At 65.5% G+C, this 25,751-nt stretch carries 19 protein-coding genes, 1 tRNA gene and 1 riboswitch; of the genes, 7 read left to right on the top strand and 13 right to left on the bottom strand.

Going from position 1 to position 25,751, the window contains the following annotated elements; genetic code table 11:
• The first annotated feature begins 27 nt into the window (after positions 1-27).
• Together AC1DZT_RS15660 and AC1DZT_RS15655 are read left to right on the top strand one after the other, a co-directional pair.
• Positions 28-969 (top strand): response regulator, encoded by a 942-nt coding sequence (locus AC1DZT_RS15660; RefSeq protein WP_478007578.1) that lies wholly within the window; start codon positions 28-30, stop codon positions 967-969.
• 240 nt (positions 970-1,209) lie between these two features.
• Positions 1,210-2,220, top strand: coding sequence for a response regulator (locus AC1DZT_RS15655; protein ID WP_478007577.1), 1,011 nt, complete (start codon positions 1,210-1,212; stop codon positions 2,218-2,220).
• Between the two features lie 55 nt (positions 2,221-2,275).
• On the opposite strand, the gene AC1DZT_RS15650 is transcribed toward AC1DZT_RS15655, so the two are convergent.
• From AC1DZT_RS15650 to AC1DZT_RS15590, 13 genes are all read right to left on the bottom strand, one after another.
• Positions 2,276-2,689, bottom strand: coding sequence for a response regulator (locus AC1DZT_RS15650; protein ID WP_478007576.1), 414 nt, complete (start codon positions 2,687-2,689; stop codon positions 2,276-2,278).
• Between the two features lie 107 nt (positions 2,690-2,796).
• On the bottom strand, positions 2,797-4,260 hold the full coding sequence (locus AC1DZT_RS15645; RefSeq protein WP_478007575.1) for an ATP-binding protein: 1,464 nt from the start codon (positions 4,258-4,260) through the stop codon (positions 2,797-2,799).
• Positions 4,261-4,631: 371 nt separating this feature from the next.
• Positions 4,632-8,168, bottom strand: coding sequence for a CHASE domain-containing protein (locus AC1DZT_RS15640; RefSeq protein ID WP_478007574.1), 3,537 nt, complete (start codon positions 8,166-8,168; stop codon positions 4,632-4,634).
• A gap of 268 nt (positions 8,169-8,436) precedes the next feature.
• Positions 8,437-8,766 carry an Hpt domain-containing protein gene (locus tag AC1DZT_RS15635; protein WP_478007573.1) on the bottom strand — a complete coding sequence of 110 codons (330 nt, stop codon included), beginning with the start codon at positions 8,764-8,766 and terminating at the stop codon, positions 8,437-8,439.
• A 28-nt stretch (positions 8,767-8,794) separates the two neighbouring features.
• Positions 8,795-9,799 carry a response regulator gene (locus tag AC1DZT_RS15630; RefSeq protein WP_478007572.1) on the bottom strand — a complete coding sequence of 335 codons (1,005 nt, stop codon included), beginning with the start codon at positions 9,797-9,799 and terminating at the stop codon, positions 8,795-8,797.
• A 410-nt stretch (positions 9,800-10,209) separates the two neighbouring features.
• Positions 10,210-10,285 (bottom strand) — tRNA-Val (locus tag AC1DZT_RS15625).
• 117 nt (positions 10,286-10,402) lie between these two features.
• Positions 10,403-13,903, bottom strand: coding sequence for a 5-oxoprolinase/urea amidolyase family protein (locus AC1DZT_RS15620; protein WP_478007571.1), 3,501 nt, complete (start codon positions 13,901-13,903; stop codon positions 10,403-10,405).
• A gap of 5 nt (positions 13,904-13,908) precedes the next feature.
• Positions 13,909-14,502 (bottom strand): urea amidolyase associated protein UAAP2, encoded by a 594-nt coding sequence (locus tag AC1DZT_RS15615; protein ID WP_478007570.1) that lies wholly within the window; start codon positions 14,500-14,502, stop codon positions 13,909-13,911.
• A 20-nt stretch (positions 14,503-14,522) separates the two neighbouring features.
• Complete coding sequence (locus AC1DZT_RS15610; protein ID WP_478007569.1) at positions 14,523-15,302, bottom strand: urea amidolyase associated protein UAAP1; 780 nt, start codon at positions 15,300-15,302, stop codon at positions 14,523-14,525.
• A gap of 9 nt (positions 15,303-15,311) precedes the next feature.
• Complete coding sequence (locus AC1DZT_RS15605) at positions 15,312-16,133, bottom strand: ABC transporter ATP-binding protein (RefSeq protein WP_478007568.1); 822 nt, start codon at positions 16,131-16,133, stop codon at positions 15,312-15,314.
• Positions 16,130-16,948, bottom strand: a complete 819-nt coding sequence (locus AC1DZT_RS15600) for an ABC transporter permease (protein WP_478007567.1) — start codon at positions 16,946-16,948, stop codon at positions 16,130-16,132. The genes AC1DZT_RS15605 and AC1DZT_RS15600 overlap by 4 nt, the downstream gene beginning before the upstream one ends.
• A gap of 9 nt (positions 16,949-16,957) precedes the next feature.
• The gene (locus tag AC1DZT_RS15595) at positions 16,958-18,031 is read right to left on the bottom strand and encodes a putative urea ABC transporter substrate-binding protein (RefSeq protein ID WP_478007566.1); all 1,074 of its coding nucleotides are present in this window, start codon (positions 18,029-18,031) and stop codon (positions 16,958-16,960) included.
• Positions 18,032-18,097: 66 nt separating this feature from the next.
• Positions 18,098-18,206, bottom strand: a riboswitch (guanidine-I (ykkC/yxkD leader).
• Between the two features lie 165 nt (positions 18,207-18,371).
• Positions 18,372-19,838 (bottom strand): caspase family protein, encoded by a 1,467-nt coding sequence (locus tag AC1DZT_RS15590; protein WP_478007565.1) that lies wholly within the window; start codon positions 19,836-19,838, stop codon positions 18,372-18,374.
• A gap of 247 nt (positions 19,839-20,085) precedes the next feature.
• Here AC1DZT_RS15590 and AC1DZT_RS15585 point away from each other — a divergent pair, with 247 nt between their 5' ends.
• From AC1DZT_RS15585 to AC1DZT_RS15565, 5 genes are all read left to right on the top strand, one after another.
• Positions 20,086-21,153: an OmpA family protein gene (locus AC1DZT_RS15585; RefSeq protein WP_478007564.1), complete on the top strand. Its 1,068-nt coding sequence runs from the start codon at positions 20,086-20,088 to the stop codon at positions 21,151-21,153.
• 52 nt (positions 21,154-21,205) lie between these two features.
• A complete protein-coding gene (locus AC1DZT_RS15580) occupies positions 21,206-22,720 on the top strand; it encodes a caspase family protein (protein WP_478007563.1) in 1,515 nt (504 codons plus the stop codon).
• A 130-nt stretch (positions 22,721-22,850) separates the two neighbouring features.
• Entirely contained in the window at positions 22,851-23,954 is a 1,104-nt protein-coding gene (locus AC1DZT_RS15575) for a ligand-gated ion channel (protein ID WP_478007562.1), read from the top strand.
• A gap of 1 nt (position 23,955) precedes the next feature.
• Complete coding sequence (locus AC1DZT_RS15570) at positions 23,956-24,852, top strand: ROK family protein (protein WP_478007561.1); 897 nt, start codon at positions 23,956-23,958, stop codon at positions 24,850-24,852.
• A complete protein-coding gene (locus tag AC1DZT_RS15565) occupies positions 24,852-25,631 on the top strand; it encodes an inositol monophosphatase family protein (protein WP_478007560.1) in 780 nt (259 codons plus the stop codon). Before AC1DZT_RS15570 ends, AC1DZT_RS15565 begins: the two co-directional genes overlap by 1 nt.
• The last annotated feature ends 120 nt before the right edge of the window (positions 25,632-25,751 follow it).

Here is a 25,751-nt window from a genome sequence, read left to right as displayed (position 1 = left end):
GGGACGCGCAAATCGCTGGTTCCGGCGATGCGGATTCTGGCGGTGGACGACGACCCTTTCATCCGCGAACTGGTGCCGATGATCTCGGCCGAGGCGGGTTTTCGCCGGGTCACCACGGCGGCTTCGGGCTGGGATGCGCTGACCCTGCTCGGCACCGGGGAAAAGCTTTTCGACTGCCTTCTTCTCGACATCGACATGCCCGGCATGGACGGAATCGAGCTTTGCCGCCGCCTGCGCGACATGCCGCCCTACCGCGATGTGCCGGTCATCATGCTGACTGCGATGCGCGACATGCGGCACATGGACAGCGCTTTTCGCGCCGGGGCCACCGATTACACGACCAAACCCTTCGATGTCATCGAATTTGGCGCGCGGCTGCATCTGGCGCAGGACCGCATCGAAGCCCAGGCCGAACTTGGCCCCGAGGATGAAACCGGTCCGGGCGGCGCGGGTCGCCAGCGCTCGCTGGAATTGCAGATCGTCGGCACGCCCAGCCTGATCGAACAGCGCGCCCTGGCCAATTACCTTGGCCAGCTGAACCGCACCGAGATCGGCAATATCGTCGTCATGGCGGTGCAGCTGGACCAGGTCGACATGATCGGTCCCGGCGTCTCCACCCGGTCGCGGATCGTGGCGCTGCGCGATGTGGCCACCGCGATCTGCGCGGTGATCGGCCTGGAGAATTGCCAGATCGCCTATGGCGGCCACGGGATCTTCCTGCTTGCCGTGCAGACCCGCGCAATTGCCGACCGCGACATCGAGGCCGAAATCAACCAGAAGCTGGCGCAAGGCCAGAGCAACATGCCCGAGACCCATCAGCCCCTGACCATTTCGGCCGGCGAGCCGGTGCAGCCCAATGGCAAAAAGGTGCAGCGAGCGGAAATGGCATTCAAACGCGCCGTGCTGGCGGTCAATCGCCGCAAGCTCTTTGACCGCAGCGAGTTGAACTCGCTCGACGTCGGCAAATAACCCCGCGCGGGCGCGCCGCGATCAAATCCGCGCCCCGGTTAAAATACAGATGAGCAATTGGCGCCCGGTCAAGACCTTGTCCGGGATTACCTTTTATTAATCATAATTCGGCCCCAAAGTGCGGCCATCCTGTGGCAGACGGGAACGACTCCCCACCCATTCAACGCCCGGAAGAGCTGATACCGACGACGACAGGGCAGCGATTTCACCATCGCCGGCATTCAGCGGATCGAGAAGAGCATGAAGATACTGGCCGTAGACGACGACGAGATGATCCTGGAAATCCTCAAGATTGCGCTGGGGCAATCGGGGTTTCACGACGTCGAGACTGCGACCTCGGCCCGGATGGCCATGGCCAAGGTAGAGGCCGCGGTCCAGCCCTATGATTGCCTGATGCTGGATATCCAGATGCCTGAGATCGACGGCATCACCTTCTGCACCTGGCTCAAGCGCAAGCGCGGCTATGGGGCGACGCCGGTCATCATGGTCACCGCCATGTCGGACCGCGCCTTCATCCAGCGCGCCTTTGCCGCCGGGGCGACCGATTATGTCACCAAACCCTTCGACGCGCTGGAACTGGGCACCCGTGTCGCCATGGCGCAGCGCCTGGTCGAGGAAGGCTCGCGGACCCGCGAAAAGGCGATGGAAGTCAGGCTCTTGCGCGACGAGATGGAGCGTGAGGCCCGTGTGACCTTTGGCGAGCCCGTCACGGTGGCCGATGTGCCGGGGGTGATCGGTCTGGTCAATCTCGAGAATTATCTTTTGCAGATGTCGCGCGGCGATCTGGGCACGACGACGCTTCTGGGCGTCAAGGTGCGCGGGCTGTCGGACTATCACCGCGAGCTTTCGGCGACCGATTACCACTTCCTGCTGGCCGACGTCGCAGAGGCCCTGTCGCAGGCCCTGCGCGGGCGCGATTTCTTCGTGGCCTATGCCGGCAGCGGCACCTTCGCCGTCGTCGCCCATGGCACCGGCCCTGGCGAGATCGACGAGCTGGAGATTGCCGCAGAGGACGCCTTGCAGCGCCTGGCGGCCACCGAAGGCTTCGACGTGGAGACCGAGCTCAGCTTTGAATGCGGCGCGCCCGTCCGCGTCGGGATGTTGCGCAGCGGGGCCGCGGCGGTGCAGCTTCTGTACATGACGATGGCGCAGCTGGATCAGGACATCGCGGCCCGCCATGACCCCCGCCCCGATCGCCCCGAGCCGCAAGTGACCGGCCTCGCCGGTTTGCTGCAGAAACTCTGGGTCTGAACCACGCCCCTGAAGGACCGGCAGCCGGAAAGGTCCCGGCCGCCCTCGCCCCGCCTCAGCCCGCCAGATCGGGAGAGACGCGGGCCTGATGCCATTTGTTCCAGATCGCCAGGATCTGGGCCGCCAGTTGCATCGGGTCGAAGGGCTTGACGATCACCTCCAGCGCGCCGGCATCCATGAACTTGCGCACATCCGAGGCCTGCGCCTTGGCGGTCATGAAAATCGCCGGGGTCTGGGCAAATTCCGGCATCTGGCGCAGGGCGCTCAGGGTTTCCTCGCCGTTCATGCCGGGCATCATCACGTCGAGCAGGAACAGGTCCGGTTGCGCCGCCACGACCCCCTCCAGCGCGTCACGTCCGGATGCGAATTGCACCACCTGCAGCCCACCGACCATTTCCAGCGCGATCAGCGCAATCTCGCGGATATCCGGATCGTCTTCGACATGCACTATACGGGGCAGCTTGGGCATCGTTTTTCCTTGGGAGTCCGGGCAATTCTTGCCAGAGTTGTGTTTTGAATAACCACTTCACCAAATACGCGAAGATGGATCAAGACAAACCTTGCCCTTCGTCCCTGTCAGGCCACCGCACGCATGTTTCCGGCTTTTGGCAGGTCGATGATGAAGGTCGTTCCGGCACCCATCTCACTCGTGAAGGTAATCTTTCCCTCATGCTTGTCCATGATGGATTTCGCAATGCTCAATCCCAATCCCGTGCCCCCCCGGCGCGCATCGACCTGGGTATGGGCCTGGACAAAGCGGGTGAAGAGCGTGCCCTGCGCTTCGGGCGGGATGCCGTCGCCGCGGTCGGTCACGGTCAGGCGGGCGCCCTCGGCAGTCTCCTCCACCCCCAGATCCACCGCCTGCCCCTGGGGCGAGAATTTCACCGCGTTGGACAGAAGATTGGTCAGGACCTGCATCATGCCATCGCGGCTGACCTTGGCATAGACCGGGCCGCTGGCGCCGACCCGGCGCAGGCTGACGCCGTATTCATGGCCATAGCCCGCATTGGCCGCCACCGCCTCATCGGCAAAGGCCACGAGGTCGATGGTCTCGAAGGTGAAATCCATCATGTTGGCGTCGAGCTTTTCCAGATCCAAGAGATCGTTGATCAGCCGGACCAGCCGATCGACATTGCTCAGCGCGACCTGGATCAGCCGGGCCGATCTTTCGGGAATGGCCCCGAGCGCGCCCGAGGAAATCAGGTTCAGCGAGCCCTTGATCGAAGTCAGGGGCGAGCGCAGCTCGTGGCTGACGGTCGAGACGAACTCCTTCTTGTCGCGCTCGGCCTTCTTGCGTTCTGAAATGTCGCGCACCATGGCCACGAAGCGCGGCACGCCCTCGATGCTGTGGTCAAGCTGGACGCTGACCTCGATCGGGCCGGTGCTGATCATATCCTCGTAAAGGACCGAGTCGATCTCGCCCGACAGAAGGTCCGAGGCGCGGTCGCGGAACATCGACACGTCGAAGCGGCTGCCGATATCGGCGAGGCCCCTGCCGTCCATCTCCTGCGCGGTCCAGCCCATCGCGGCCAGCGACCGCTTGTTGAGGTAGATCAGCTCCAGCGTGTCGGTGGTCAGGACATAGACCTCGTCCTGCAAGAGGTCGATCATCGCGCGGTTCTGCATATCCGCCTGCGAAAGCCGGGATTCGCGGATGTCGGTGCGCAGCCAGATCGCCCGGGCCAGTTTGCCCGAAGGGTCCATCAAGGGCACGATGGTGGCCTTGGTCCAGAGCGTGCTGCCATCCTTGCAGCGCAGCCGGGTTTCGTCGGCCCACATCTGCCCGGTCTGCACCTTGGACCAGAGCGCGCCGAAAGAGCCGACCTTGTCGTCCAGAAGCACCTCGTTGAAGGCGCGCCCGATCAACTCGTCGCCCAGATAACCGGTCGCCCGGGCCAGCGTGCCGTTGACATAGCTGATGACGCCGTCGCCATCCACGATGCTGACCATGGCATGCGCCTCCATCGCGCCACGGTAAAGCTCCAGCTCCTCGTCCTTGAGCCGCAACTTCTCGTTCCGGCGCTGCAACGCGCGGAACATGACAAAGATCACCAACAAAAGCACAACGACGACTGCGAGCAGAAAGGCCCGGTCGCCGATTCCCTTGGTGACGGTGCTAAGCTGAGCGATTAAAGATGCTCTGGCGTCCGCCATTCCGATACCCTTTACCCCATTTGCGCCAAACGAAACGGCGATGTTACTTGTACAAAACCAGACCGCTGTAGCGTCGGGCACGAGACCTATGAGCCGCGAGTATCCGCAAGACTGTGACCTTTTTGAGTTAACTTCCAGATAACTGGCCTGAGGCCATGCCATATTTTTTAACGCCGCGCGGGGGGAAATTTCGGCACCCGCGCCCCCCTTTCAAACCTCTTGAGTCAAGGTCCGAAAGCTGGGGCAAAATCCCCTCGTCAGACCTCGGCGGGGGCCGCGCGGGCGGCGCCGGGGGCTGTGTCGCGGTGCTTTGTGGTCTTGATCAGCGTCAGGCTGCGCGTGGCGACATCCTCCAGATGGATGCGCGATTTGATCAGCGTCATTTCGACCTCGGCCGCATGGGCGTGATGTTCGAACCCGGTCAGGGCGATCACCGGAACGCCGGGCTGGCGCAGGCGAATCTCTGCCAGAAGCTCTGCCCCGCTCAGATCGCCCATCTCCCAGTCGAGGATGACGAGGTCGAAGGCGGCGCTTTTCAGGATCGCATAAGCAGCCATCTCGTCATAGGCGTTGACGATCTCGGCCTTGCCGCGGAAGGCGGCGGCGAGGACGGCGGCAAAGTCCTTGTCCTCTTCGATATGCAGGATGCGCGGCACCGCGGCGACCGGGGGGGCGGGTACGGGGGCCTGCGTCGCTTCCTCTGGCGGGGTGTGGACGCCGGTGGCGGTCATCACGGTCACCCAGAAGGTGGTGGCCACCCCGGGTTCGGAGACGAAGCCGATCTCGCCATCCATCTGTTCGATCGTCTTCTTGGCGATGTGCAGGCCCAGCCCCGTCCCCTCGCTTTGCCGGTTGGACGAGCCGTCGACCTGCGAGAAGGCCTTGAAGATCCGGTCGTGGAACTCGGCCGGGATGCCGCGGCCATTGTCGGTGACCGAGACCTTGGCATGGGTGCCCTGGGATTCGACCGTGACCGTCACCACCCCGCCGCGCGGCGAGAACTTGGCCGCGTTCGACAGAAGGTTGGTCATGATCTGCTGGAAGCGATTCTCCTCGATCATCACGGTCAGGCCGGGCGCCGTGGTGTCGGTCTCGTAGGTCACGTTGAAGCGCGAGGCGAAGGGCTGGTTCACCTGGATCGCCCGCAGCACCTGCACCGACAGATCCGCCGCCGCAAGCAGGGGCTTCGGCGGCCCCGCCTCCAGCTTTTCAAGGTCGAGGATGTCATTGACCAGCAGGATCAGCCGGTCGCAGTTCTTCTGGGCGATCGACAGCATCCGCTTGGCCGCCTCGGGCAGGCCCTCCGACATCGCGTTGAGCAGAAGCGAGACCGAACCGTTGATCGAGGTCAGCGGCGTGCGCAATTCGTGGCTGACGGTGGAGACGAACTGCGTCTTCAGCTCTTCGACCTGGCGCTGGTCGGTCACGTCGGTTTGCAGGCCAATCAGCCGCCAGGCGCGGCCATCGGCGTCGCGGTCCTCGCCCACGGCATCCGAACGCATCCAGCGCCAGCTGCCATCCTGCATCCGCACCCGGTATTCGGTGACCGAGCGCAGGACCTTGCCCTCGATGCAGGCGGCATCGGCGGCATTGACCTTGGGCAGATCGTCGGGGTGGATGCGCTTCAGCCAGCTTTGCTGGCTGTCGACCTCTTCATCGTCGCGGTAGCCCAGAAGGTCGCGCCAGGTGCGCGAGACGATGGACTTGCCGGTGCGCAGGTCGATGTCGAAGACGCCGATCTTGGCGCCGGTCAGGGCGAGGTCAAGCCGGTGCTGGGTGGAGCGCAGCTGATCCTGGATCCGGCGCTGTTCGGTGATGTTGCGCATGACGGCGGTATAACGCCACTCGCCCGCGCCGGTGACCCAGGGAATGATCTGCACATCCAGCGTGATCGCCTGACCGAAGGCCGAGGTGGTGCGCAGGACGCCGCGATAGCTTGGATGGTCGGCATTTTCGGGGGGCCGGTCGAAGTAGCTGTCGAGCTGGCCATCGACCAGCATCGAGAAGGGCATCCCGATCAGGTGGCTGCGCTCGCGCCCCAGAACCCGCAGCAGGGCATCGTTGACGCGCAGGACATTGCCCTGGCCATCCAGCAAGGCGATCTTGGCCACCGCGGATTCGATGATCGAGCGGTTCTCCTCGACCTGGGCCGCCAGTTCGCCGGTGCGCAGGGCCACGATGTCGCGGATCAGATCCTCGCGCCGGGTCAGGTTCAAAAGGAAGATCCCGAAGAGGAAGGAGAAGAGCAGCCCGACCACCAGGATCGCCAGGGCCTGCACATTGGACAGGCGCGCCTCGAAAGCCGTGCTGCTTTGCCATTCGAAGGTCCAGGTCTGCCCGAAGATCGTCATCCGGTCGACGATGCGAAAGCGCGGAATGCGCGAGACGCCGGAGACATCAACATCCGAGTACAAAAGCTTGTCGTGGTCGATGGTCTCGCCGCTGTAGATCGACACGGTCAGGTCATTGGTCTGGCTGCGCGTCAGGTCGGTCAACATCTTGGTGGCCAGAGCCGGGGCATAGACCCAGCCCTCGAAGGCCGCGCGGCGCGCCTCCACCGTCAGGGGCACGGCGGGCGTGTTGTAGACCGGCGCAAACAGCAGGAAGCCGATCCGGTGCAACTCCTCCGGCCGCATCAGAAGCGGCTTGCTGATCGTCACCTTGCCGGTATCGCGCGCCATCATCGCCGCCTCGGCGCGGCTTTCTTCAAAGCCCACGTTCAGCCCGATGACCGAATTGCTCAGCGCGGCCGGGGCGAAATGCTTGACGAGAAGCATCGGCGCGGTGCTGACCTCGGGCTTGATGGTCAGGTCGGTCACGCCGTTGTCCTTGGCCTCTTGCCGGAAGGCATCCAGATCCTTGGGATCGACCTCTTCGATGAAACCCATCCCGCTCAACCCCTTGAGGTTCTGCTCGAGATTCAGCGTGCTGGTATAGCGGATCCAGTCGGCCTGGGAGACATTGTCCGAGCTGCGGTAAAAGCCGGCGCCGCCCTCGAGCCCCAGGTCATAGGCATCGAAGCGGTGCTGCAGCGCGCGGGCGTTGTCTTCGACGAGGGTGTGGAACTGCACCGCATCCGACCGGTCGCCCATGCGTGAGATCGCGTACCAGGACAGGAAGGTCACCGCGACCGAGCAGCCGATGTAAAGCACGGCCGAGGGGCTGAACCGCGGCAAGGCAATGTCGCGCCAGTAGACGGCCGGCGTCTTGTTCCATGGCCCCAGAACCGCCATCGGCAGGGTCAGCGCCACGCCGATCAGATCGCCGACCCACCAGATCAGCCAGTTGTGGACGAGGTTGGCCGAACCCGCCGGATGCGCGATGACGAAGATCGCCATGCCGACGGTGGGGACATACAGGCAGCTCACCGGCAGGATCACCCCGCCGATCAGCGCAAGCTGGCGCAACCCGGTCAGGCGAAGGGGAAAGCCGCAGATCTGGCGGATGATCCCGGCGGTCGCCACGCATTGCGCGGTGGTGGCCAGCACCAGAAGCAGGCTCTGGACCATGGCCGGGCCGGGCGCGATGGTCTGCAGGCCCAGCATCGCCACGAGGATGCGGCTGGCCACCGCGCCAAGGAAGATCCCCGGCCAAAGCCTGCGGCCAAAGAACACCAGCGCCGCCAGCCCGAACCCGGTGCCGCGCAGGATCAGGACATCCTGCCCCCCGGCCGGCACAAGGTAGAGCCCGGTCAGGCTCAGCACCATGAAGGCCGCGGCAAGAATGAGGATATGAACCAACTTCACGGGCGCGGAGGGGCCGTGCTCGAGGTCGGTTTCCTGTTCAGTGGCCATTTCGTCGCATTACCCCGTAGCCGTGGGCGAAGGCTATACAGGTTGGAACAGATCAACAACAGTCCAGTCAGGTCCGGGGGCCGATTTCTCGGGCAAAATCCGGGGCCATCTGCCTGATTTCATGGTGGTTTGAGCCAATGCACCGGGCGGCCCGCCCCACTCTACCTTACGCTGTATCACCGCTCTACCCTGAGGCGCATACCGCCCCCGGCTGCCGCCTTTCGACCTGCCCCTGCCCCCTGCCCCTGCCCCTGACCCGCGCCCCTGCCTAAGCGCCCAGAAGCAGCGTCATTTCCCCCATCATCACGTCGATCGCGGTCAGAAGCTCGGCATTGGGCCAGGCCCTGTCGCCACCATTCGACCGGGCGAGGATCGCAAGCTCGACCGCCTGGGACAGCGCGCCCAGATCGGCAAAGCCCAGGGTCGCGGCCAGCCCCACCATCCGATGCGCGCCAAAGCGGATCTCGTCCAGCAGCGGGCCGGGGTCCTTGACCGCATCCAGCTCGTCACGGATGACCTCGAACCGCGTCAGGCGCTCCGCCATCGCCGCCAGAAAGCGCGGACGGAGCTCTTCGATCTTTTGTGCGATGGCGTCCAAAATGGGGTTTCAGGCTCCGTCTGGGGGGTCAGAAGACCCGGCTATAGGGTTTCAGCACGAGGGGGGCCGACAGATCAGGCTCGGCGGCGGTGGTCGCGGGCCGGCCGGCATTCCAGACGATATCCTCGATGGCGCGGCGCAGCAGGGCCACGGCGACCCGGCCGGTCTTCATGATGCCGACCGGACGCGCCGGCCCGACCACGGTGCGCACCGACAGGGGATGGCCGTGGTCATCGGTCAGATCCAGCTTCTCGATCATCATGTTGATCTTGTATTCCACCGCCTCGATCTCGTCGGCGGCGATGGCGCCCACCACCCCGGCAAAGATCCCGTTGCCGGCATAGGACAGCACGCAATCATAGCTTTTCAGCGAGCGGACCGCGCAGGCGGCCACATCCGACAGGATGTCGCGGAAGGCGGTGCTGGAACATTGCGAGTAAAGGTCGCCCACGTCGACGATCCGCAGGGCAAGCACGCTGGTGCCATGGAAGGCGCCGCGGGTCAGCTGCAGCAGGTAATTCTCCAGCGCGCTGTATTCGATCAGCCCGGCCACATCCTTCAGCGCACCGGGTTCGGCCAGGGCCACATGGCCAAGCGCCTCGGCATGGGCCTGGATCGAGGAGGAGGGCTGCACGACCTCGGGGGCGGCCCTTTCGCTTTGCAGCTGGTGTTCAGCGAGGCGCAGGCGGGTGGTCAGATCGACGGCATCGAAGGGCTTTGTGACGTAATCCGAAGCGCCGGCAAGAAAGGCGCGGTCGATGAAGGGCTTGTCCGACAGCGCCGTGGTCATCAGGACCGGCGTCGTGCGGTGGCGGGGCGAGCGGCGGATCCAGCGGCACAGCTCGATCCCGTCGACCTCGGGCATCGAGATGTCGAGCAGGAAGCACTGATAGGGCACCGTCGCCGAAGCGATCATTTCGGCGGCCTCGGCGGCGCTGTTGGCCGTGGACAGGTTGGTATAGCCATGCAGCCGCAGAACCTCGGCCAGAAGCTCGAGGGTAAGGGCGTCATCGTCGACCGCGAGTATCTTCATTTCGTTCTTGCCCCGATACAGACTGTATTTCCGCGGCCCGGCCCGCCCGTGGACCAAAGACTCACTTAACAGCTCATTAACTCTCCAATTATTTGTTTCTAAGTGCGGCGAATATATGGCGATTTCAGGTTGTTTGCGGTGCAGCATCGAAAGGCGGCCAAGAGGGGCGGACGCGCAACCGCCGGGCGGCGCGGGCCGCGGGGAAGCCGCTTTGAACCATGGCCTTCGAGCGGGTGCTAAGCCTGCGGAATCGGGCCAGAACCGGGCGCGACCGGGCACAATCTTGGGTGGACTGGGCTAGGTCCAGACCTGCCGATGCCGCGCTGCCCCCTGCCCTGACATGAAGCAGATCAGGGGCCTGCGCAGGCCGGTCCGCGCCTTGTTTCGGTCATCTTTGCCAAGGGGAAAAATGGTGGGTGGTGACGGTCTCGAACCGCCGACATTCTCGGTGTAAGCGAGACGCTCTACCAACTGAGCTAACCACCCGGTCGCGGTCGTTTAGCCGAGGCTTTTGCTGGATGCAAGCCGGGGGTTCACGCCAATCTGCGCGGTCACGGCGCACAGCCCTCCGCCCCCCTGCCGGAGGGGCGGAGGGGGCAAGGGTCAGCCCGCCTCCATCACCGCGATCACGTCGCCAGCGCGGACCGGGCGGCCCGGCTGGGCGCGGCATTCGCGCAGGGTGCCGCTGGCCGGGGCGGGCACGGTGATTTCCATCTTCATCGATTCGATGATGGCGATGGTCTGACCCGCGGTGACCGCCTCGCCGGGAGAGACGATGAATTTCCACAGGTTGCCGGGGATCGGGCTTTCGACCCCGGTCAGCCCGGCAGGCACCGCCTCCGCCGCGGCAGGCGGGCCGTCGTCCACCACGAAACGGTCGAGCCCCGCCGCCTTCCAGCGCGCGCGCTCGGCCTCGAAAGCGGTCTGCTGGGTGGTCTTGAAGGCGGCGATACTGGCCGCTTCCTCGGCAAAGCGGCGCTTGTGGTCGGCCCAGCGAAAGGAGGTCTCCTCGATCTGCACCGGATAGCCGCCATGCGGAAAGGCGGCGCGGGCCTCGGTCAGTTCTTCGGCGCTGACCGGGAAGAAGCGGATCTGGTCGAAGAAGTTCAAAAGCCAGGGCTGGCTGTGGAAGGCCTCGGTCCGCCGCCAGGCGTTCCACATCTGGATGGTGCGGCCCACCAGCTGATAGCCGCCCGGCCCCTCCATCCCGTAGATGCACATATAGGCGCCGCCGATGCCCACCGCGTTTTCCGGCGTCCAGGTCCGGGCCGGGTTGTACTTGGTGGTGACCAGCCGATGCCTTGGATCGACCGGCGTCGCCACCGGCGCGCCAAGGTAGACATCGCCGAGGCCGAGGACGAGATAGCTCGCATCATGCACGATCTTCTTCACCGCAGCTTCGTCGTCCAAGCCGTTGATGCGCCGGATGAACTCGATATTGTCCGGGCACCAGGGCGCGTCCGCCCGCACAAGATCCTGATACTTGGTCGCAGCCAGCGCCGCCTGCGGGTCGTTCCACGACAGGGGCAGATGCACGATGCGCGAGGGCACGGTGACCGCCTCGGCCGGGGGCAATTGCGCCTCGATCTCGGCCAGCGCGGCAAGGAGGGTGCTGCGTTTGGTCCGCGTGCTGTCGTAGTGGATCTGGAGCGAGCGGATGCCCGGCGTCACGTCGATCAGCGGCAGGCCCGCGTCCTTTACCGCCTGCATCAGAAGATGCACCCGCAGGCGCAATTCGATGTCCAACGTCATCGCGCCATATTCGACCAGCAGGTTGTCATCCCCTTGGCGGCGGTAGACCACCGGCACCTCGCCCTCCGCCTGCCCGAGGATCGGCGAGCCGGCGCCATGGACCGCAGGCCCCGCCACCGGGTCGTCGTTCAGCACCGGGCGAAAGCGGATGCGGTCGCCGGGGCGGAACTGGCCCATCTTCCAGCGGTCCCCGGCCGCGATCACCGCGGGGCAGACAAAGCCGCCAAGGCTCGGGCCATCCGGGCCAAGGATGATCGGCATGTCGCCGGTGAAGTCGATGGCGCCGATCGCATAAGCATTGTCGTGAAGGTTCGAAGGGTGCAGCCCCGCCTCGCCCCCATCGGGACGCGCCCATTTCGGCACGGGGCCGACAAGGCGCACCCCGGTGCGGTCCGAGTTGAAGTGCACCTCGTAAGGTGTTGAAAACAGGGCCTCGATATCGCCGTCCTGAAAGAAATCCGGCGCGCCATGCGGGCCGTAAAGGACGGCAACCTCCCAGTCCTGCGTCAGGTCGGCAGGCGCCACCACCTCCGGCGCGGCACATTCCGCCCCCGCCAGATGCAGCATGTCGCCGGTCTTCAGGACCCCGGTCGCATGGCCGCCGAACTGCCCCAGCGCAAAGCAGGCGCGCGAGCCCAGAACCTCGGGCGCGGCAAATCCCCCCGCCACGGCGAGATAGGCCCGCTGGCCAGAACCCTCGATCGCGCCGATCGCCAGCACGCCCCCGGCAGGCACCTCGACCACCGGCCCCGCCACGCGCTGCCCGTCCAGCACCAGCCTCATCTGCGCCCCGGCCAGCGCCACCTTGGTCGCCGCCAGAAAACGCAAGGTCGGCCCGGTCATCGTCAGCTCCAAAGCCGCGGTGTCGGGCGGATTGCCCAGCCTCCGGTTCGCCGCCCGGAAGCTTTGCGCATCCATCGGGCCGGAGGGCGGCACGCCGACATGCCAGAGGCCAAGCCGCCCCGGCAGTTCCTGCAAGCTCGACTGCGCACCGGGGGCGATCACCTCCACCCCCTCGGGCCGGTAGGCAAAGCTGCGCAGGGCGGTGGTGGCAACAAGGCCCGAGGCCATGAGGTCCGACCCGGCAATCGCGCGCAGATAGGAGAGGTTGGTTTCGATCCCCGCGACCGAGGTCTCTGCCAGCGCCTGTTGCAGGGCGGCAATCGCGGCGGGCCGGTCCGCGGCATGGACGATGATCTTGGCCAGCATCGGGTCATAGAAGGGCGTCACCTCGGCCCCGGTCTCGATCCAGCCATCGACGCGGGCGCTTGCGGGAAAGCGCACCTCGGTCAGACGGCCGGCGGAGGGGCGGAAATCGGCATGCGGCATTTCGGCGTAAAGCCGGGCCTCGATGGCGGCCCCTTGCGGTTGCGGCAGCACCGCGGGGATCGCGGCTTCGCCCGCCGCCTGACGGATCATCCATTCGACAAGGTCGATGCCGAAGACCGCTTCCGTCACCGGATGTTCGACCTGAAGCCGGGTGTTGACCTCCAGAAAGTAGAATTCCTCGCGCTTGGGGTCATAGATGAACTCCACTGTCCCGGCGGAGGCATAGTTGACCGAGGCGCAAAGGTCGGTCGCCGCCTTGTGCAGCCGGGCGCGGACGGCATCGGAGAGGCCGGGCGCCGGGGTTTCCTCGATGACCTTCTGGTTGCGGCGCTGCAGCGAGCAGTCGCGCTCGCCCAGGGCGACCACCCTGCCCTTGCCATCGCCGAAGACCTGCACCTCGACATGGCGGGCGTCCGAGACGAAGCGTTCCAGAAACACCCGCGCATCGCCGAAACTGGCGGAAGCGGTGCGCTGGACGCTGGCGAAGGCCGCGCGCAAGGCGGCCTCGTCGGCGCAAAGCTGCATCCCGATCCCGCCGCCGCCCGCCGTGCTTTTCAGCATGACCGGGTAGCCGACAGTCTCCGCCTGCGTTGCAGCCGCCTCGATATCGGCCAGAAGCCCGGTGCCCGGCAGCAGGGGGACGCCCGCCGCCAGTGCCAGATCGCGGGCCGTGTGCTTCATGCCGAAGGCGCGCAGATGGTCGGGGTCAGGGCCGATGAAGGTGATCCCCTCCGCCGCCAGCCTTTCGGCGAAGCCGATGTTTTCCGACAGAAACCCATAGCCCGGATGCACCGCCTGCGCGCCCGAGGCCTTGCAGGCCGCCACCACGGCATCGACATCGAGATAGCTTTGCGTCGCCGGCGCCGGGCCGAGACGGAAAGCCTCATCCGCCAGCCTCACGGCAGGGGAAAAGCGGTCGGCGTCGGAATAGACCGCGACCGAGGCGATCCCCATGCGGCGGAGTGTGCGGATCACGCGCACCGCGATTTCGCCGCGGTTCGCCACAAGAACTTTGCTGAACATGGCGCTTAATCCCGGATGATGACGCGGATCGGCGTCGGGTCGAAGCCGTTGCAGGGGTTGTTGATCTGCGGGCAATTCGAGATGACGCAAAGCACATCCATCTCGGCCACCAGCTCCACATGATCGCCGGGGGCGGAGATGCCATCGTCGATCGTCATCGACCCGTTCGGGCTGATCGGCACGTTCATGAAGAAGTTGATGTTGGGCACGATGTCGCGCTTGGACATGCCATGCTTCGACAGTTCGATGATGAAATTCTCACGGCAGGCATGAAGATAGCGGGTGTCATGGCCAAAGCGCACCGTGTTGCTTTCACAGGAACAGCAGCCCGCCGAGGTGTCGTGCCGGCCGGAGGTATCGGCGGTCACTGTCAGCATCACCCGCCCTTCCGAGGACATGACCTTCGACCCCTTGCCGATATAGGCCGAGCCCTGGGCGCGCAGGGTCTCCTGGCTGGAATAGCGCTCGCCGAAGTCATGGGCGGCGTAGAAGATCGTGTCGATGGCCTGCTGGCCATAGCTGTCCTCAATGCGGATCGTCTGGCCCTTTCTGACCAGACCGGACCAGGGCTTTTCGGCGGGGATATCAAAGGTTTGCATGGGATTGTTCATCTGGAACCTCAAACGCGGGCGTTGTTTTCAAAGCCGCGGATGGCTTCGGCGGTGGCGGTGCGGCAGAGGTCGTCTGCGGGCACTGGGCGGGCGGCGAGCCGGGTCAGGGTGACCGGGGCCGCCTCCTGCACGGGGTCAAGCGGATGCGGGCAGTTGGACAGGGCCAGAAGCACGTCCATCTCGGCCCGCAGGTCCACCCAATCGCCGGGCTGCAACATCGCACCCCGCCATTCGAAAGCGCCCGTGGCATCGACCCGGACCGGGGCGAAGAGGTTGAAGAGCGCAGGCAGATCGCGCCGGTCAAGGCCCAGCTTGCCCGCCGCCAGCACCATGTTCTCCCGCGTGTTGCGCCCCGTGGTCGTGGCGGGCGAGGAGCCGCCGGTCAGCGCATCATGGGCGCCGGAGCTGTCCTCGGTGATCGACAGCAAAACGCGACCCATGTCGGAGAAGATCACCCTGCCCTTGGAAAGCTCGGTCGTCCATTGCACCTTGACCGTGTCGGGCAGGTTCATCCGCTCGGACGTATCCCTTGCCGACCAGACGGCGAGTGAGACGGTCGAGGCGCGATGCCCGGTGACGAGGCGCAAGACCTCGCCCGCCTTCAGCGCAAGGGTGGTGTACCAGAAGCCCGGCACGACCTCGGTTGCGAGGACGCCGTCACCTTCGGGTGCGGGGCGCGGGCTTGGTTCCGGCAGGGCCTTGGGGGAAAACTCAAGGCCAAGCCGTTGATGTTCCTCATATCTCTTGCGGTCGGCTGCGATCTGGTCAGCGGTTCTGTGGAGATGCATTCTGGATCCTCAACTCTGCGGGGCCGTCCCGGCGAGGGCCATTTCAAAGGTCGGGTCGTCCCGACGGGCCGTTTGATCTTCGTCGTATGGGGTCTTGGTTCCGGCCACGCGCGGCGGCCAGATCGTGATGTCCTTGGCGATGCTGGCGCCATAGCGCAGCTTCTCCTCCGGCCGGTTGCGGGCGCGTTCCAGCGCCACGACGCGGGTGCCAAGGGTGAAAGCCTCGCGCAGGTCATGGGTGACCATGACCACGGTCATCGGCACCTCGTTCCAGAGGCGTTTCATCAGGAGGTGGATCTCGGCCCGGATGCCGGGGTCGAGCGCGCCGAAGGGTTCATCGAGCAGAAGAACCCGCGGCTTCATCATCAGGGCCTGGGCCAGCGCCAGCCTTTGCTGCATCCCGCCCGACAGTTGCGAGGGGTATTTGCCCTCAGACCCTGCAAGGCCGACCTCGGCGATCATCTGGCGCGCCGCGTCCTGCAGGCGCCGCCGGCTCGCGCCAAAGGCCCGCCCGGCAAGGCGGGAGCCCTGCAGCTCCGGCCCCAGCATCACATTGCCCAGCACGGTCAGATGCGGGAAGACCGAGTAGCGCTGATAGACCACGCCGCGATCCGGCCCCGGCTCGGACGGCAGGGGCTGGCCGTCCAGAAGGATGCGGCCGCGGGTCGGCACCTCCTGCCCCAGCAGCATCCGCAGAAGCGTGGTCTTGCCGCAGCCCGAAGGCCCGACCAGCGCCACGAAAGAGCGGGCGGCAATCTCCAGCGAGATATTCTCCAGCACGATCTGGTCGCCGTATTCCTTCCAGACCTTCTCGATCGACAGGGCTGTCATGGACCGCCCTCCAGATCCGACCAGGGAAAGACCTTGCGGCGCAAAGCGTTCAGGCCAAGGTCGGCCAGCGCCGACAAAAGGGTGATCCAGGCGACATAGGGGAAGATCACATCCATCGCGAGGTAGCGGCGGACGAGGAAGATCCGGAAGCCGAGGCCGGAATCGGCCGAAATCGCCTCGGCCGCGATCAGGAACAGGAAGGCGGGCCCCAGTTGCAGGCGCAGGCTGGTGATCAGCCGCGGCAGGGCCTGCGGCAGGACCACGCGCAGCGCCACCAGCCAGGTTCCGGCCGAAAGGGTCTGCGCCTTGACGATCTGCTCCCTCGGCAGGGCCTGCACATGGGCGGCCAGATCGCGGATCATGATGGGTGCCACGCCGATCACGATGAGGGCGATCTTGGCCGTCTCGCCCAGACCCAGAAGGATGAAGAGGACGGGCAGCAGCGCCAGCGGCGGCACCATCGACACGAAGCCGACGAAGGGGGCCGCCAGCGCCCGCAGCATCGACAGCATGCCAATCGCGATCCCCGCCAGAAGCGCCACCAGGGTGGAGATCCCGAGGCCCCAGCCAAGCCGGCTGAGGCTGGCCAGCGTATCGGCCCAGAGGAGGTAATCCCCCGTCCTTTTGTCCGGCGTGAAGGCCATGGTGTTGATCGTATTGGCCATCGTCGCAAGGCTGGGCAACAGCTTGTCGCCGGGGTTCTCCGACAGGCGCAGCGCCGATCCCGCAAGATAGGCGAGGATCAGAAGCCCGAAGGGCGCCAGCCGGATCAGGGCCGCCGTCCCCGGGGCAAGCTGTTGATTGATCAGCCGCATCTGGCGCCCTTACAACCCGCCGCCCGCGGCCAGCTTCATGTAGGTGTCGCCAAAGCGCAGCTTCACATTCGCCTTGTCGCCCAGGATGCTGCCATCGGGCAGTTCGATCCCCACCGCATCGGCCGAGGTCGCCCCGGTGCCCAGAAGCCCCTTCTCGAACAGGAAGCCGCGCACGCGGTCCATCGTCTTGCCGAGGTCGGGCGAGTCCGTGAAGGCCACAGCCTCCTCCGCCTTGGCGAAAAGCTTGGTCGCGGCCATCTGATCCTCGAACCCGGCCTGATCGGTGCCCGAAGCCTTGCCCATCGCGGCCCGCGCGGCGGCGCCCTCGGGCGTGTCGGCGGTCATCAGGGCGGTGGTCTCGTACCAGATCCCGGCGAGCGCCTTGCCGAAATCGGGGTTGTCCTTCAGCGTGTCGGTGTTGGCGACCATGAGGTCGATGATCTCTCCCGGGATCTGGGCGCTGTCGAAGACCTTGGTGGCATCGGGCAGCTTGGCAATTTCCGACACCATCGGGTTCCAGGTCACCATCGCCTGCACATCCGCCGTCTGGAAGGCGCCGACCATGTCCGGGTCGGCGGTGTTGACCACGGTCACGTCCTTTTCGGACATGCCCACCGTCTCCAGCGCGCGGGCGAGGAGGTAGTCCGAGACCGAGAATTGCACGAGGTTGACCGGGCGGCCCTTGATATCCTCAAGCTTGCCCGGGCCTTTCAGGAAGACCGCGTCATTGCCGGCCGAAAAGTCGCCGACGATGACAGCGGTGGTATCCACCCCGCCCGCCGCCGGGATCGACAGCCCGTCCATATTGGTCAGCGTCACCGCGTCAAAGGCGCCGGCGGTGTACTGGTTCATCGATTCCACATAATCGTTGAACTGGGTGACCTCGATCTTCAGCCCGTATTTGTCGGCCCATTTCTTGACGATCCCGGTGTCGGAGGCATAGCCCCAGGGCATCCAGCCGACATAGATCGACCAGGCCACCTTGAAATCGGTCTTCTTCTCGGCCCAGGCGGGAGGCGTCAGGGCAAGCGCGCCAAGGACGGCGAGGCTGGTCAGTGCGGCTCTGCGAGTGGTCTTCATCATGTCCCTTCCTGTTGTCAAAAAGGGATCTGACACACGACTTCGCGGCCAATCCCTTGGCTTCACGAGGTCTCCCGGGCTTTTCTCCCGCCGTGCATCTGCCGGATCTGTCTCTCCCGGCAGCTGCGGCTCTCGGACCAGACGCATCGAAGATGCCGGAACCCTAGCCGCTATACTCATCTTCAGCCTAACGGGGGGCGGAAGCGGGCTCCAAGCGGCACGGGTGTCGCTTGCGGCGCGTTGCGCCGATGCTCAAGACTGCGGCAGATTTTTGCGGCGATGCTGCGCTTTTGCGCGGCCCAAGCCCCGGCGCGGCGCAAAGTGCCTGCCGAATCAGCGGCTGCTACTTGCAGCCTTCCTGTGCCCAGGCCTTGAGCGACAACTTGAACGCCCCGCCCAGCGGGTGCTGGTCGAGCTTTGCCGAGGGCGCGGCTTCCTTGACATAGAACTTGGCCTGATCGCAGAGCGCGGGCTTGGTCCATTTGTGGCAGGTCGTGCAGGCCTGGCCGGCCCAGGCCTCTTTCGGCAGGCCCTCGATCGGCGCGAAAAGCGGTTGCGAGCCGATCAGATCCTCGATCGACTTGCCCTTGATCGCGTCATCGCCCAGCTTCAGGGGGCCGGCGAAGGTGATGGCCTCGGCGGCGATGGCCGCGGCCATGTCGGCGGGCACCTCGCCCGGGGCCGAGGCCGGCGGCACCGCGGTGGCGGTGATCGGCTTGTCCAGAGCGTTCAGTTCGGCCTGCACCGCCTCGGCAAAGCCCGACTTCGGGTATTGCGCCAGGAAACCTGCGAAGGCCTCGCGCGTCGCCTGTTTCTGCACCGCCTCGAAAGCTGCCACCTCGGCCGGGTCGGCCCCGGCGGCGGGGCTGCCGGTGACCGGGGCGGGCGTGGGCTTGCCCTGGCCGGTGACCTCGGCCTGCATCACATCGGCCAGAAGGGCGCGGGCCTCTTTCTCATGCGCCGATTTCGGATAGGCGCGCAGGAAGAGCATGATCTGCACCGGGTCGCGCGACTGGCTGACATTGGCCCAGAGCGCCGCCTCGTCGCCCGAGGTGGCATCGGCGGTAAAGACGAAATCCCCGGTCAGGCTGGACGTGTCCCAGGGCGTCTGCTTGCCCTCGGTCTTGGCCAGGACCTCGACCCGCACATCCTTGAAGGCCTGTTCGATGGCGAGGCCCGGCGTGGTGATCTTTGCCGCCAGCGCCTTGGTGAAGGGGCTGTTGCCATCGGCCCCGTCCAGGGCCACGTTCCCCGGCGCGGTGGCATAGGCCAGGAAGGTCCCGGTCGGCGCCGACATCTCGGCCAGGCCATTGTCGGTCAGATCGCGGACCTGCGCGAAGGGGTTGTTGCGGCAGGCGTCGAGGATGACGATATTGGTGCGGTTATGGGCCGAGAACATCTGCCGCAGCACGGCCTGCGCATCCAGCGCCACCAGCGACAGATCGGCGGCATTGGTCAGCTGGGCATCGACCGGCACGAGGTAGTTCTGGCCAAAGCTCTGCACCCCATGCCCGGCATAGTAGAAGAGCCCGGTCGCATCCGCCCCGGCCTGGCGCAGGGCCTTGCCGAATTCGGTCACCGCGGCCCCCATCGCGGCCATGTCGCCATCGGTGATCAGGGTCACGCTGAACCCGGCCTTCTTCAGGGCCTCGGCCATCAGTTCGGCATCATGCGGCGGGTTGGGCAGGGCATTGACGGATTTGTAACCGCCATTGCCGATCACCAGGGCGATGCGCGGTTCGGCCAGGGCGAAAGTGGCGCAACTGGCCCAAATCAGGGCAACCCAAAGCCAAAGACGCACCACACCCATCCTCCTGCATGCTCTGGGGCGACCCTTACCCATTCCGCCCGGCCTGACAATGGCCGCCATGTGTTCTCCTTGTGGCTGTTCTCTGCATCTCCCCCCCTAAACTGCAAGCCCCGCACCGATCACAATCGCCTGACACTGTTGCTTTCTTCGGCAAAGACAGCGCATATTCGGCCAGACCCGGCCGCCGGCCCCTTGCTTTGGCCCAGCGTCCGGCCTGCGGATTTGCCCGCCTGATGGAGTGTTCCTGATGCTGATGCTTCTGCGACGTCTTGGCTCTGCGACGGGTGCGCTGATCGCCCTTCTGCTGATCGCCCTCGCCGCCCCTGCCAGCGCGCAGGACGCCGCCTTTGCCAAGGGCTGGGTGCTGGAGCCGGAAGGCTCGGTCCTCGGCTTCCTTTCGGTCAAGAACGAGGTCAAGGCCGAGATGAACAGCATCGCGACCTTCACCGGCACGATCTCCGAGACCGGCGATGCCGAGGTGCACGTGGCGCTCGATTCCATCGACACCCATATCGACCTGCGCAATGTGCGGATGCGGTTCCTGTTCTTCGAGACCTTCAAATTCCCCGAGGCCGTGGTGACCGCCCATATCGACCCGGCCGCGCTGGCCGATCTGGCGACCAAGCGGCGGATCATCATCAACCTGCCCTTCACCCTGACGCTGCATGGCGTGACGCAGGCGATGACGGCGGATGTCATCGTCACGCTGATGTCGGATGACGCGGTTTCGGTGGCGAGCGTCGGGGCCATCCCGATCAACGCGGCCGATTTCAACATGCTGGACAATGTGGCCAAGCTCAATGACGCGGCCAAGGTCAAGGTGGTGCCGGTCGGTTCCGTCTCGTTCAACTGGGTCTTCCTGCGCAAGGGCACCTCCGGCGCGGCCTCGGCACCGGTGGCGCCGGTGGTGGGCGCCGTCACGGCGAAGGAGACGCAGGGCGATTTCGACCCCGCCATGTGCAAGGACCGCTTCGACACGCTCAGCCATGCCGGCAACATCACCTTCAGCTCGGCCTCGGCCCGTCTGGATGTGGCGGATTCCGCCGTGCTGGATACGCTGCTGGACGTGGTGCAACGCTGCCCCGCGCTGAAGATCGAGATCGGCGGTCATACCGATGACGTCGGCCCCGATGACGCGAACCTGAGCCTGTCCGAGCGCCGCGCCGCCGCGGTCCTCGCCTATCTGACCGGCAAGGGCGTCGCCGCCGAAAGGCTCCAGGCCAAGGGCTATGGCGAGACCATGCCCCTTGTCGCCAATGACAGCGCCGAGAACCGCAGCCGCAACCGCCGGATCGAATTCAAGGTCATCGAATAGGCGGAGCGGCCGCGGCACCGGATGATGAACCGTTTTGGACTTTGAGGATGTGATGTTGCGGAACGCCTTTCTTGCCCCCTTTGCCCTGCTGATCCTGCTTCTGGCGCCCCTGCCCGCCATGGCGGAAAAGGTGGCGCTGGTCATCGGCATGGGGGCTTACGAACATGTCATCCAGCTGAAGAACACGATCAACGATGCGCGCAACGTGGGCGCCGCGCTCGAAAAGGTCGGCTTCAAGGTCACCTATGCGATCGACGCGACGCAGAACGAATTGCTCGACACGATGCAGACCTTTTCCTTCGAGGCCGAGACCGCCGATATCGCCCTGATCTACTATGCCGGCCACGGGGTCGAGGCGAGCGGCGAGAACTACCTGATCCCGGTCGATGCCAATGTGAAATCGAACAAGGATGTGCAGCGGGTCGGCGTGTCCTTGGCGCAGATGCTCAAGGTGGTGGAATCGGCGCGCAAGATGCGGGTGGTGATCCTCGACGCCTGCCGCAACAATCCCTTCGGCGACCTGATCGACACCACGGCCAAGCCCGACCCGGCCAAGGCGGGCAGCGACGACAGCCGCTCGGCCGGGGTGGCGGGGCTGGCGCCGGTCAACCCCGATCTCGGCACTCTCGTGGCCTTTGCCGCCAAGGAGGGCCAGGTGGCGCTGGACGGCGCCGGCGCCGACAGCCCCTATGCCACGGCGCTGATGCAGCATCTGGGCCAGCCCGACCTCGAAATCTCGCTGATGTTCCGCAAGGTCCGCGATGACGTGCTGAAAGAGACCCAGAACCTGCAGGAGCCCTATACCTATGGCTCGCTCTCCGGCACGCCCTTCTATCTGGCCGGGGCCAGCGATGGCGCCACCGATGTGGCCGAGGTGGCCGATACCAAGGTCGCCTGGTCCGAAGCCTATAGCCGACCCGATCAGGAAGAACAGCTGCGCGCTTTGGCCGATCACGGCGATACCCGCTCGATGATGGGTCTGGCCTATATTCGGCAGAACCCGCAGGACAAGCGCTTCAACCCCAAGGAGGCCGCCGATTACTTCGCCCGCGCCGCCGCCGCCGGGGCGCCGGATGCGCAATATGAACTGGCCAAGCTTTACGAACAAGGGCTGGGCGTGCCGCCCGACCCGGCCAAGGCGCTGGCGCTCTACCAGCAATCGGCGGCGCAGGGCTTTGCCGATGCGATCAACGACCTGGGCTTTCTCTACTTCCAGGGCGGGCTGGGCCTCGCCCCCGACCAGGCCAAGGGCGTCGAGCTCTTCGGCCAGGCCGCCGACCTGCGCCATCCCGAGGCCATGTTCAACTATGCCGGGATGATCGACGAGGGTCTGGTCCCGGGCAAGACCCCGCAGGATGCCGCCAAGTACCTCTACCAGGCGCTGCGCTCGGGCAATGGCCAGGTGCTCAACCAGTTGACGACCAACGCCAATTCCTTCAAGCCCAAGACCCTGACCGCCCTGCAGAAGATCCTGAAGGAGCATCAGTTCTTCACCGGCAAGACCGATGGCAAGTTCGGCGCAGGCTCGATCGCGGCGGTCCGGGTCGCCTATGGTCTGAAGGGCTGAACTCCGGGCCCGGCCTCGCGTGAAATCCATCCGTTCCGCGTGATTAACGGTTGAAATCAAGGGCCGGGACCCGCAAGACTGCAGGCAGGCGGTCCCGCATCAGCCGCAGCATTCAGACCGGAAGCACGCCATGCAAAACCCGATACGGACCCTTCTGGCCGCCTGTTTCGCGGCAGCCCTCGGCCTTGCCGCCGCAAGCACGATGGCCCAGACCAGCGACACGACCGCGCCCGCTGCGACCGCACCTGCCACGACCGCCCCCGCCACCGCCGCCCCCTCTGCCGACACGAGTGCCGCCCCCGACAATGGCATCGTGGCAGCCGCGACCGAGGCGGTGACCAGCCATACCGTGGTGCAGGTCGGCGGCTATGTGATGCGGCTCTCCAATGTCTCGCCGCAGAACGGGTCCTTCGATGTCGACATGTGGCTGTGGTTCCGCTGGAAAGGCGCCGATGTGCGCCCCGACCAGACCTTCGAATTCGTGAATGGCGTAATCTCCAGCCGGTCAGACGCGCAAGTGGAGGTGGACGAGGGCATGAACTATGCCACCGTCCGGGTGCAGGCGACTATGTTCCACGATTTCGACGTGCGCCGCTTCCCGCTCGACAACCATGTGATCACGCTGGAACTGGAAGACGCCGAGCTGAACAATGCCCAGCTGACCTATACGCCCGACACCGGCACTGCACTTGACCCGGCGGTCAAGGTCTCGGGCTGGAAAGTGGCGCTGCAGCCGACGACGGTGGAGACCCATGTCTACGACACCGACTACGGCCTGCGCAGCGCGGGCGCCAATGCCAGCGACTATTCGCGCCTGACCTTCGCGGTCTCGCTCGACCGGACGAGCTATGGGCCGCTCTTCAAAAGCTTCTGGATCTCGGCGCTGGCGGTGCTTCTGGGGCTGCTCGCCTTCCTGATCAAGGCCGACGACCTCGATGCGCGCTTCGGCATGGGGGTCGGCTCGATCTTCGCAGCCTCGGCCAATGCTTTCGTCATCACCGGAGAGCTGCCGCCGACCACCGCCGTGACGCTGGCCGAACAGATCAACCTGATCGCGGTGGGGATCATCTTCGTGTCGGTCTTCGTCTCGATCTGGTCGCTGCGCCTGCGCTATCAGGACCGCGAGGAGGACAGCCTGCGCCTCGACAAGACCGCCATGTGGACGCTGGGCGCGATCTATATCCTGCTGAACGTGCTGGCGCTGACCTTCGACTTCTCGGGCGGAAATGGCTGAAATGCTGATCGGAATTGACTGGGGCGGCACCAAGATCGAAGGCGTCGCGATGGAGAAGGACGGGCGCGAGCTTCTGCGCCTGCGGCAGGACACGCCGCGCCACGATTACCACGGCTGCATCGCCGCGGTGAAAGGCATGATCGACCGGCTTGAGGCCGAAACCGGCCAGACCGGCTCGATCGGCATCGGCATCCCCGGCTCGCTGGAGCCGGTGAGCCGCCTGGGCAAGGGCGCCTCCTCGACCTGGCTGCTGGGCCAGCCGGTGGAGGCCGACCTGCAAGCCGCGATCCGCCGCCCGATCCGGGTGGAAAACGACGCCGACTGCCTCGCCGCCTCCGAGGCGACCGATGGCGCGGGGGCCGGCTATAACGTGGTCTTCGCGGTGATCCTCGGGTCAGGCGCAGGCGCGGGCATTGCCGTCGGCGGCCGCGCCCATCACGGGCCGAACAATTCGGGGGGCGAATGGGGCCACAACCCCCTGCCCTTCCCCGACATCACCGAAATCCCCGGCCCGGTCTGCTATTGCGGCCGGCATGGCTGCATGGAGACCTGGGTCTCCGGCCGCGCCTTCGAGGCACAATTCGCGGCCCATACCGGGCAAAGCCTGAAGGCGCGCGAGATCATCGACCTCAAGCGCAAGGGCGACCGCCTGGCCGGGATGCTGTGGGAGCGGTATATCAACCGCGTCGCGCGCGGCCTTGCGACGGTGGTCAACAGCCTTGACCCCGACGTCTTCGTGATGGGCGGCGGCATGTCCAATGTCGACGAGCTTTACGAGGACCTGCCGCGCGAACTGGCCAAACGCACCTTCTCGACCGTGTTTCACACCCCGATCCTGCGCAACATTCACGGCGACGCCTCGGGGGTGCGCGGCGCCGCCTGGTTATGGAAAGACTGATGGACCTGCAACCGCGTTACGACTTCTGCCTGACCCTGATCCGCGATGCCGGGGCTCTGGCGCATGGCTATTTCCAGAACATTTCCGCCCTGACGATCAAGTCGAAGGGCTTGCAGGACATGGCCTCGGAAGCCGATGTGAACACCGAGCTTCTGATCAAGCAGCGCATCGCCGAGGCTTTCCCGCAGGATGCTTTCTTTGGCGAGGAAACCGGTGTGACCGCTTTCGCGCCGGGCCAGGGCATCTGGGTGGTGGACCCGATCGACGGGACGCAGCCTTTCGTCTCGGGCATGGGCAACTGGTGCATCTCGATCGCCTTCGTCTGCGAAGGCGCGTTGCAGTTCGGCATGGTCTATGCCCCGGTCCGCGACGAGCTGTTCGCCGGCGGCAAGGGCATCCCCGCCACGCTGAACGGCAAACCGGTGCCGCGCCACCCGGGCAAGAGCCTGCGCGAGGGCATCACCGGCATGGGCTATTCGACCCGGATCAAGGTCGAGGACTTCCTGCGCCCCTTCGAGGCCTTCCTGCGCGAAGGCGGCATGTTCTTCCGCGACGGCTCGGGCGCCCTGAACCTGTCCTATGTCGCGGCGGGGCGGCTTCTGGGCTATTACGAGCCCCATATCAATTCCTGGGACTGCCTCGGCGCCATCGCGGTGATCGAGGCGGCTGGACTGCGGGTGAACGACTTCCTCGCCGATGACGGGCTGACCAAGGGCAACAAGATCATCGCCGGCGTGCCGGAAGTCTATGACGACCTGGTCCGCCTCTCTCAACTCTGACCGCATAGGCCACCCGGTTTCGGCCGCAAGCGCGGCCGCCCCGGGCAGCGGAGGCCGCCGCGATAAATCGCGGCGGCTGGGGCGATCGTCCTGACAGGTTGGGTCTTGAACGCAGAAGGG

Source organism: Rhodobacter sp. P1_C2 (assembly GCF_056406375.1).
Note: the sequence above shows the minus strand (reverse complement) of the source record. Positions and strands in the feature narration are given on the sequence as shown.

Coding starts and splice junctions, on each gene's coding strand:
- AC1DZT_RS15580 (WP_478007563.1), top strand. CDS start 21,206: ATGTTGCGGAACGCCTTTCTTGCCCCCTTTGCCCTGCTGATCCTGCTT.
- AC1DZT_RS15655 (WP_478007577.1), top strand. CDS start 1,210: ATGAAGATACTGGCCGTAGACGACGACGAGATGATCCTGGAAATCCTC.
- AC1DZT_RS15650 (WP_478007576.1), bottom strand. CDS start 2,689: ATGCCCAAGCTGCCCCGTATAGTGCATGTCGAAGACGATCCGGATATC.
- AC1DZT_RS15595 (WP_478007566.1), bottom strand. CDS start 18,031: ATGATGAAGACCACTCGCAGAGCCGCACTGACCAGCCTCGCCGTCCTT.
- AC1DZT_RS15565 (WP_478007560.1), top strand. CDS start 24,852: ATGGACCTGCAACCGCGTTACGACTTCTGCCTGACCCTGATCCGCGAT.
- AC1DZT_RS15605 (WP_478007568.1), bottom strand. CDS start 16,133: ATGACAGCCCTGTCGATCGAGAAGGTCTGGAAGGAATACGGCGACCAG.
- AC1DZT_RS15620 (WP_478007571.1), bottom strand. CDS start 13,903: ATGTTCAGCAAAGTTCTTGTGGCGAACCGCGGCGAAATCGCGGTGCGC.
- AC1DZT_RS15590 (WP_478007565.1), bottom strand. CDS start 19,838: ATGGGTGTGGTGCGTCTTTGGCTTTGGGTTGCCCTGATTTGGGCCAGT.
- AC1DZT_RS15645 (WP_478007575.1), bottom strand. CDS start 4,260: ATGTTCCGCGCGTTGCAGCGCCGGAACGAGAAGTTGCGGCTCAAGGAC.
- AC1DZT_RS15640 (WP_478007574.1), bottom strand. CDS start 8,168: ATGGCCACTGAACAGGAAACCGACCTCGAGCACGGCCCCTCCGCGCCC.
- AC1DZT_RS15615 (WP_478007570.1), bottom strand. CDS start 14,502: ATGCAAACCTTTGATATCCCCGCCGAAAAGCCCTGGTCCGGTCTGGTC.
- AC1DZT_RS15570 (WP_478007561.1), top strand. CDS start 23,956: ATGCTGATCGGAATTGACTGGGGCGGCACCAAGATCGAAGGCGTCGCG.
- AC1DZT_RS15585 (WP_478007564.1), top strand. CDS start 20,086: ATGCTGATGCTTCTGCGACGTCTTGGCTCTGCGACGGGTGCGCTGATC.
- AC1DZT_RS15600 (WP_478007567.1), bottom strand. CDS start 16,948: ATGCGGCTGATCAATCAACAGCTTGCCCCGGGGACGGCGGCCCTGATC.
- AC1DZT_RS15660 (WP_478007578.1), top strand. CDS start 28: ATGCGGATTCTGGCGGTGGACGACGACCCTTTCATCCGCGAACTGGTG.
- AC1DZT_RS15630 (WP_478007572.1), bottom strand. CDS start 9,799: ATGAAGATACTCGCGGTCGACGATGACGCCCTTACCCTCGAGCTTCTG.
- AC1DZT_RS15575 (WP_478007562.1), top strand. CDS start 22,851: ATGCAAAACCCGATACGGACCCTTCTGGCCGCCTGTTTCGCGGCAGCC.
- AC1DZT_RS15610 (WP_478007569.1), bottom strand. CDS start 15,302: ATGCATCTCCACAGAACCGCTGACCAGATCGCAGCCGACCGCAAGAGA.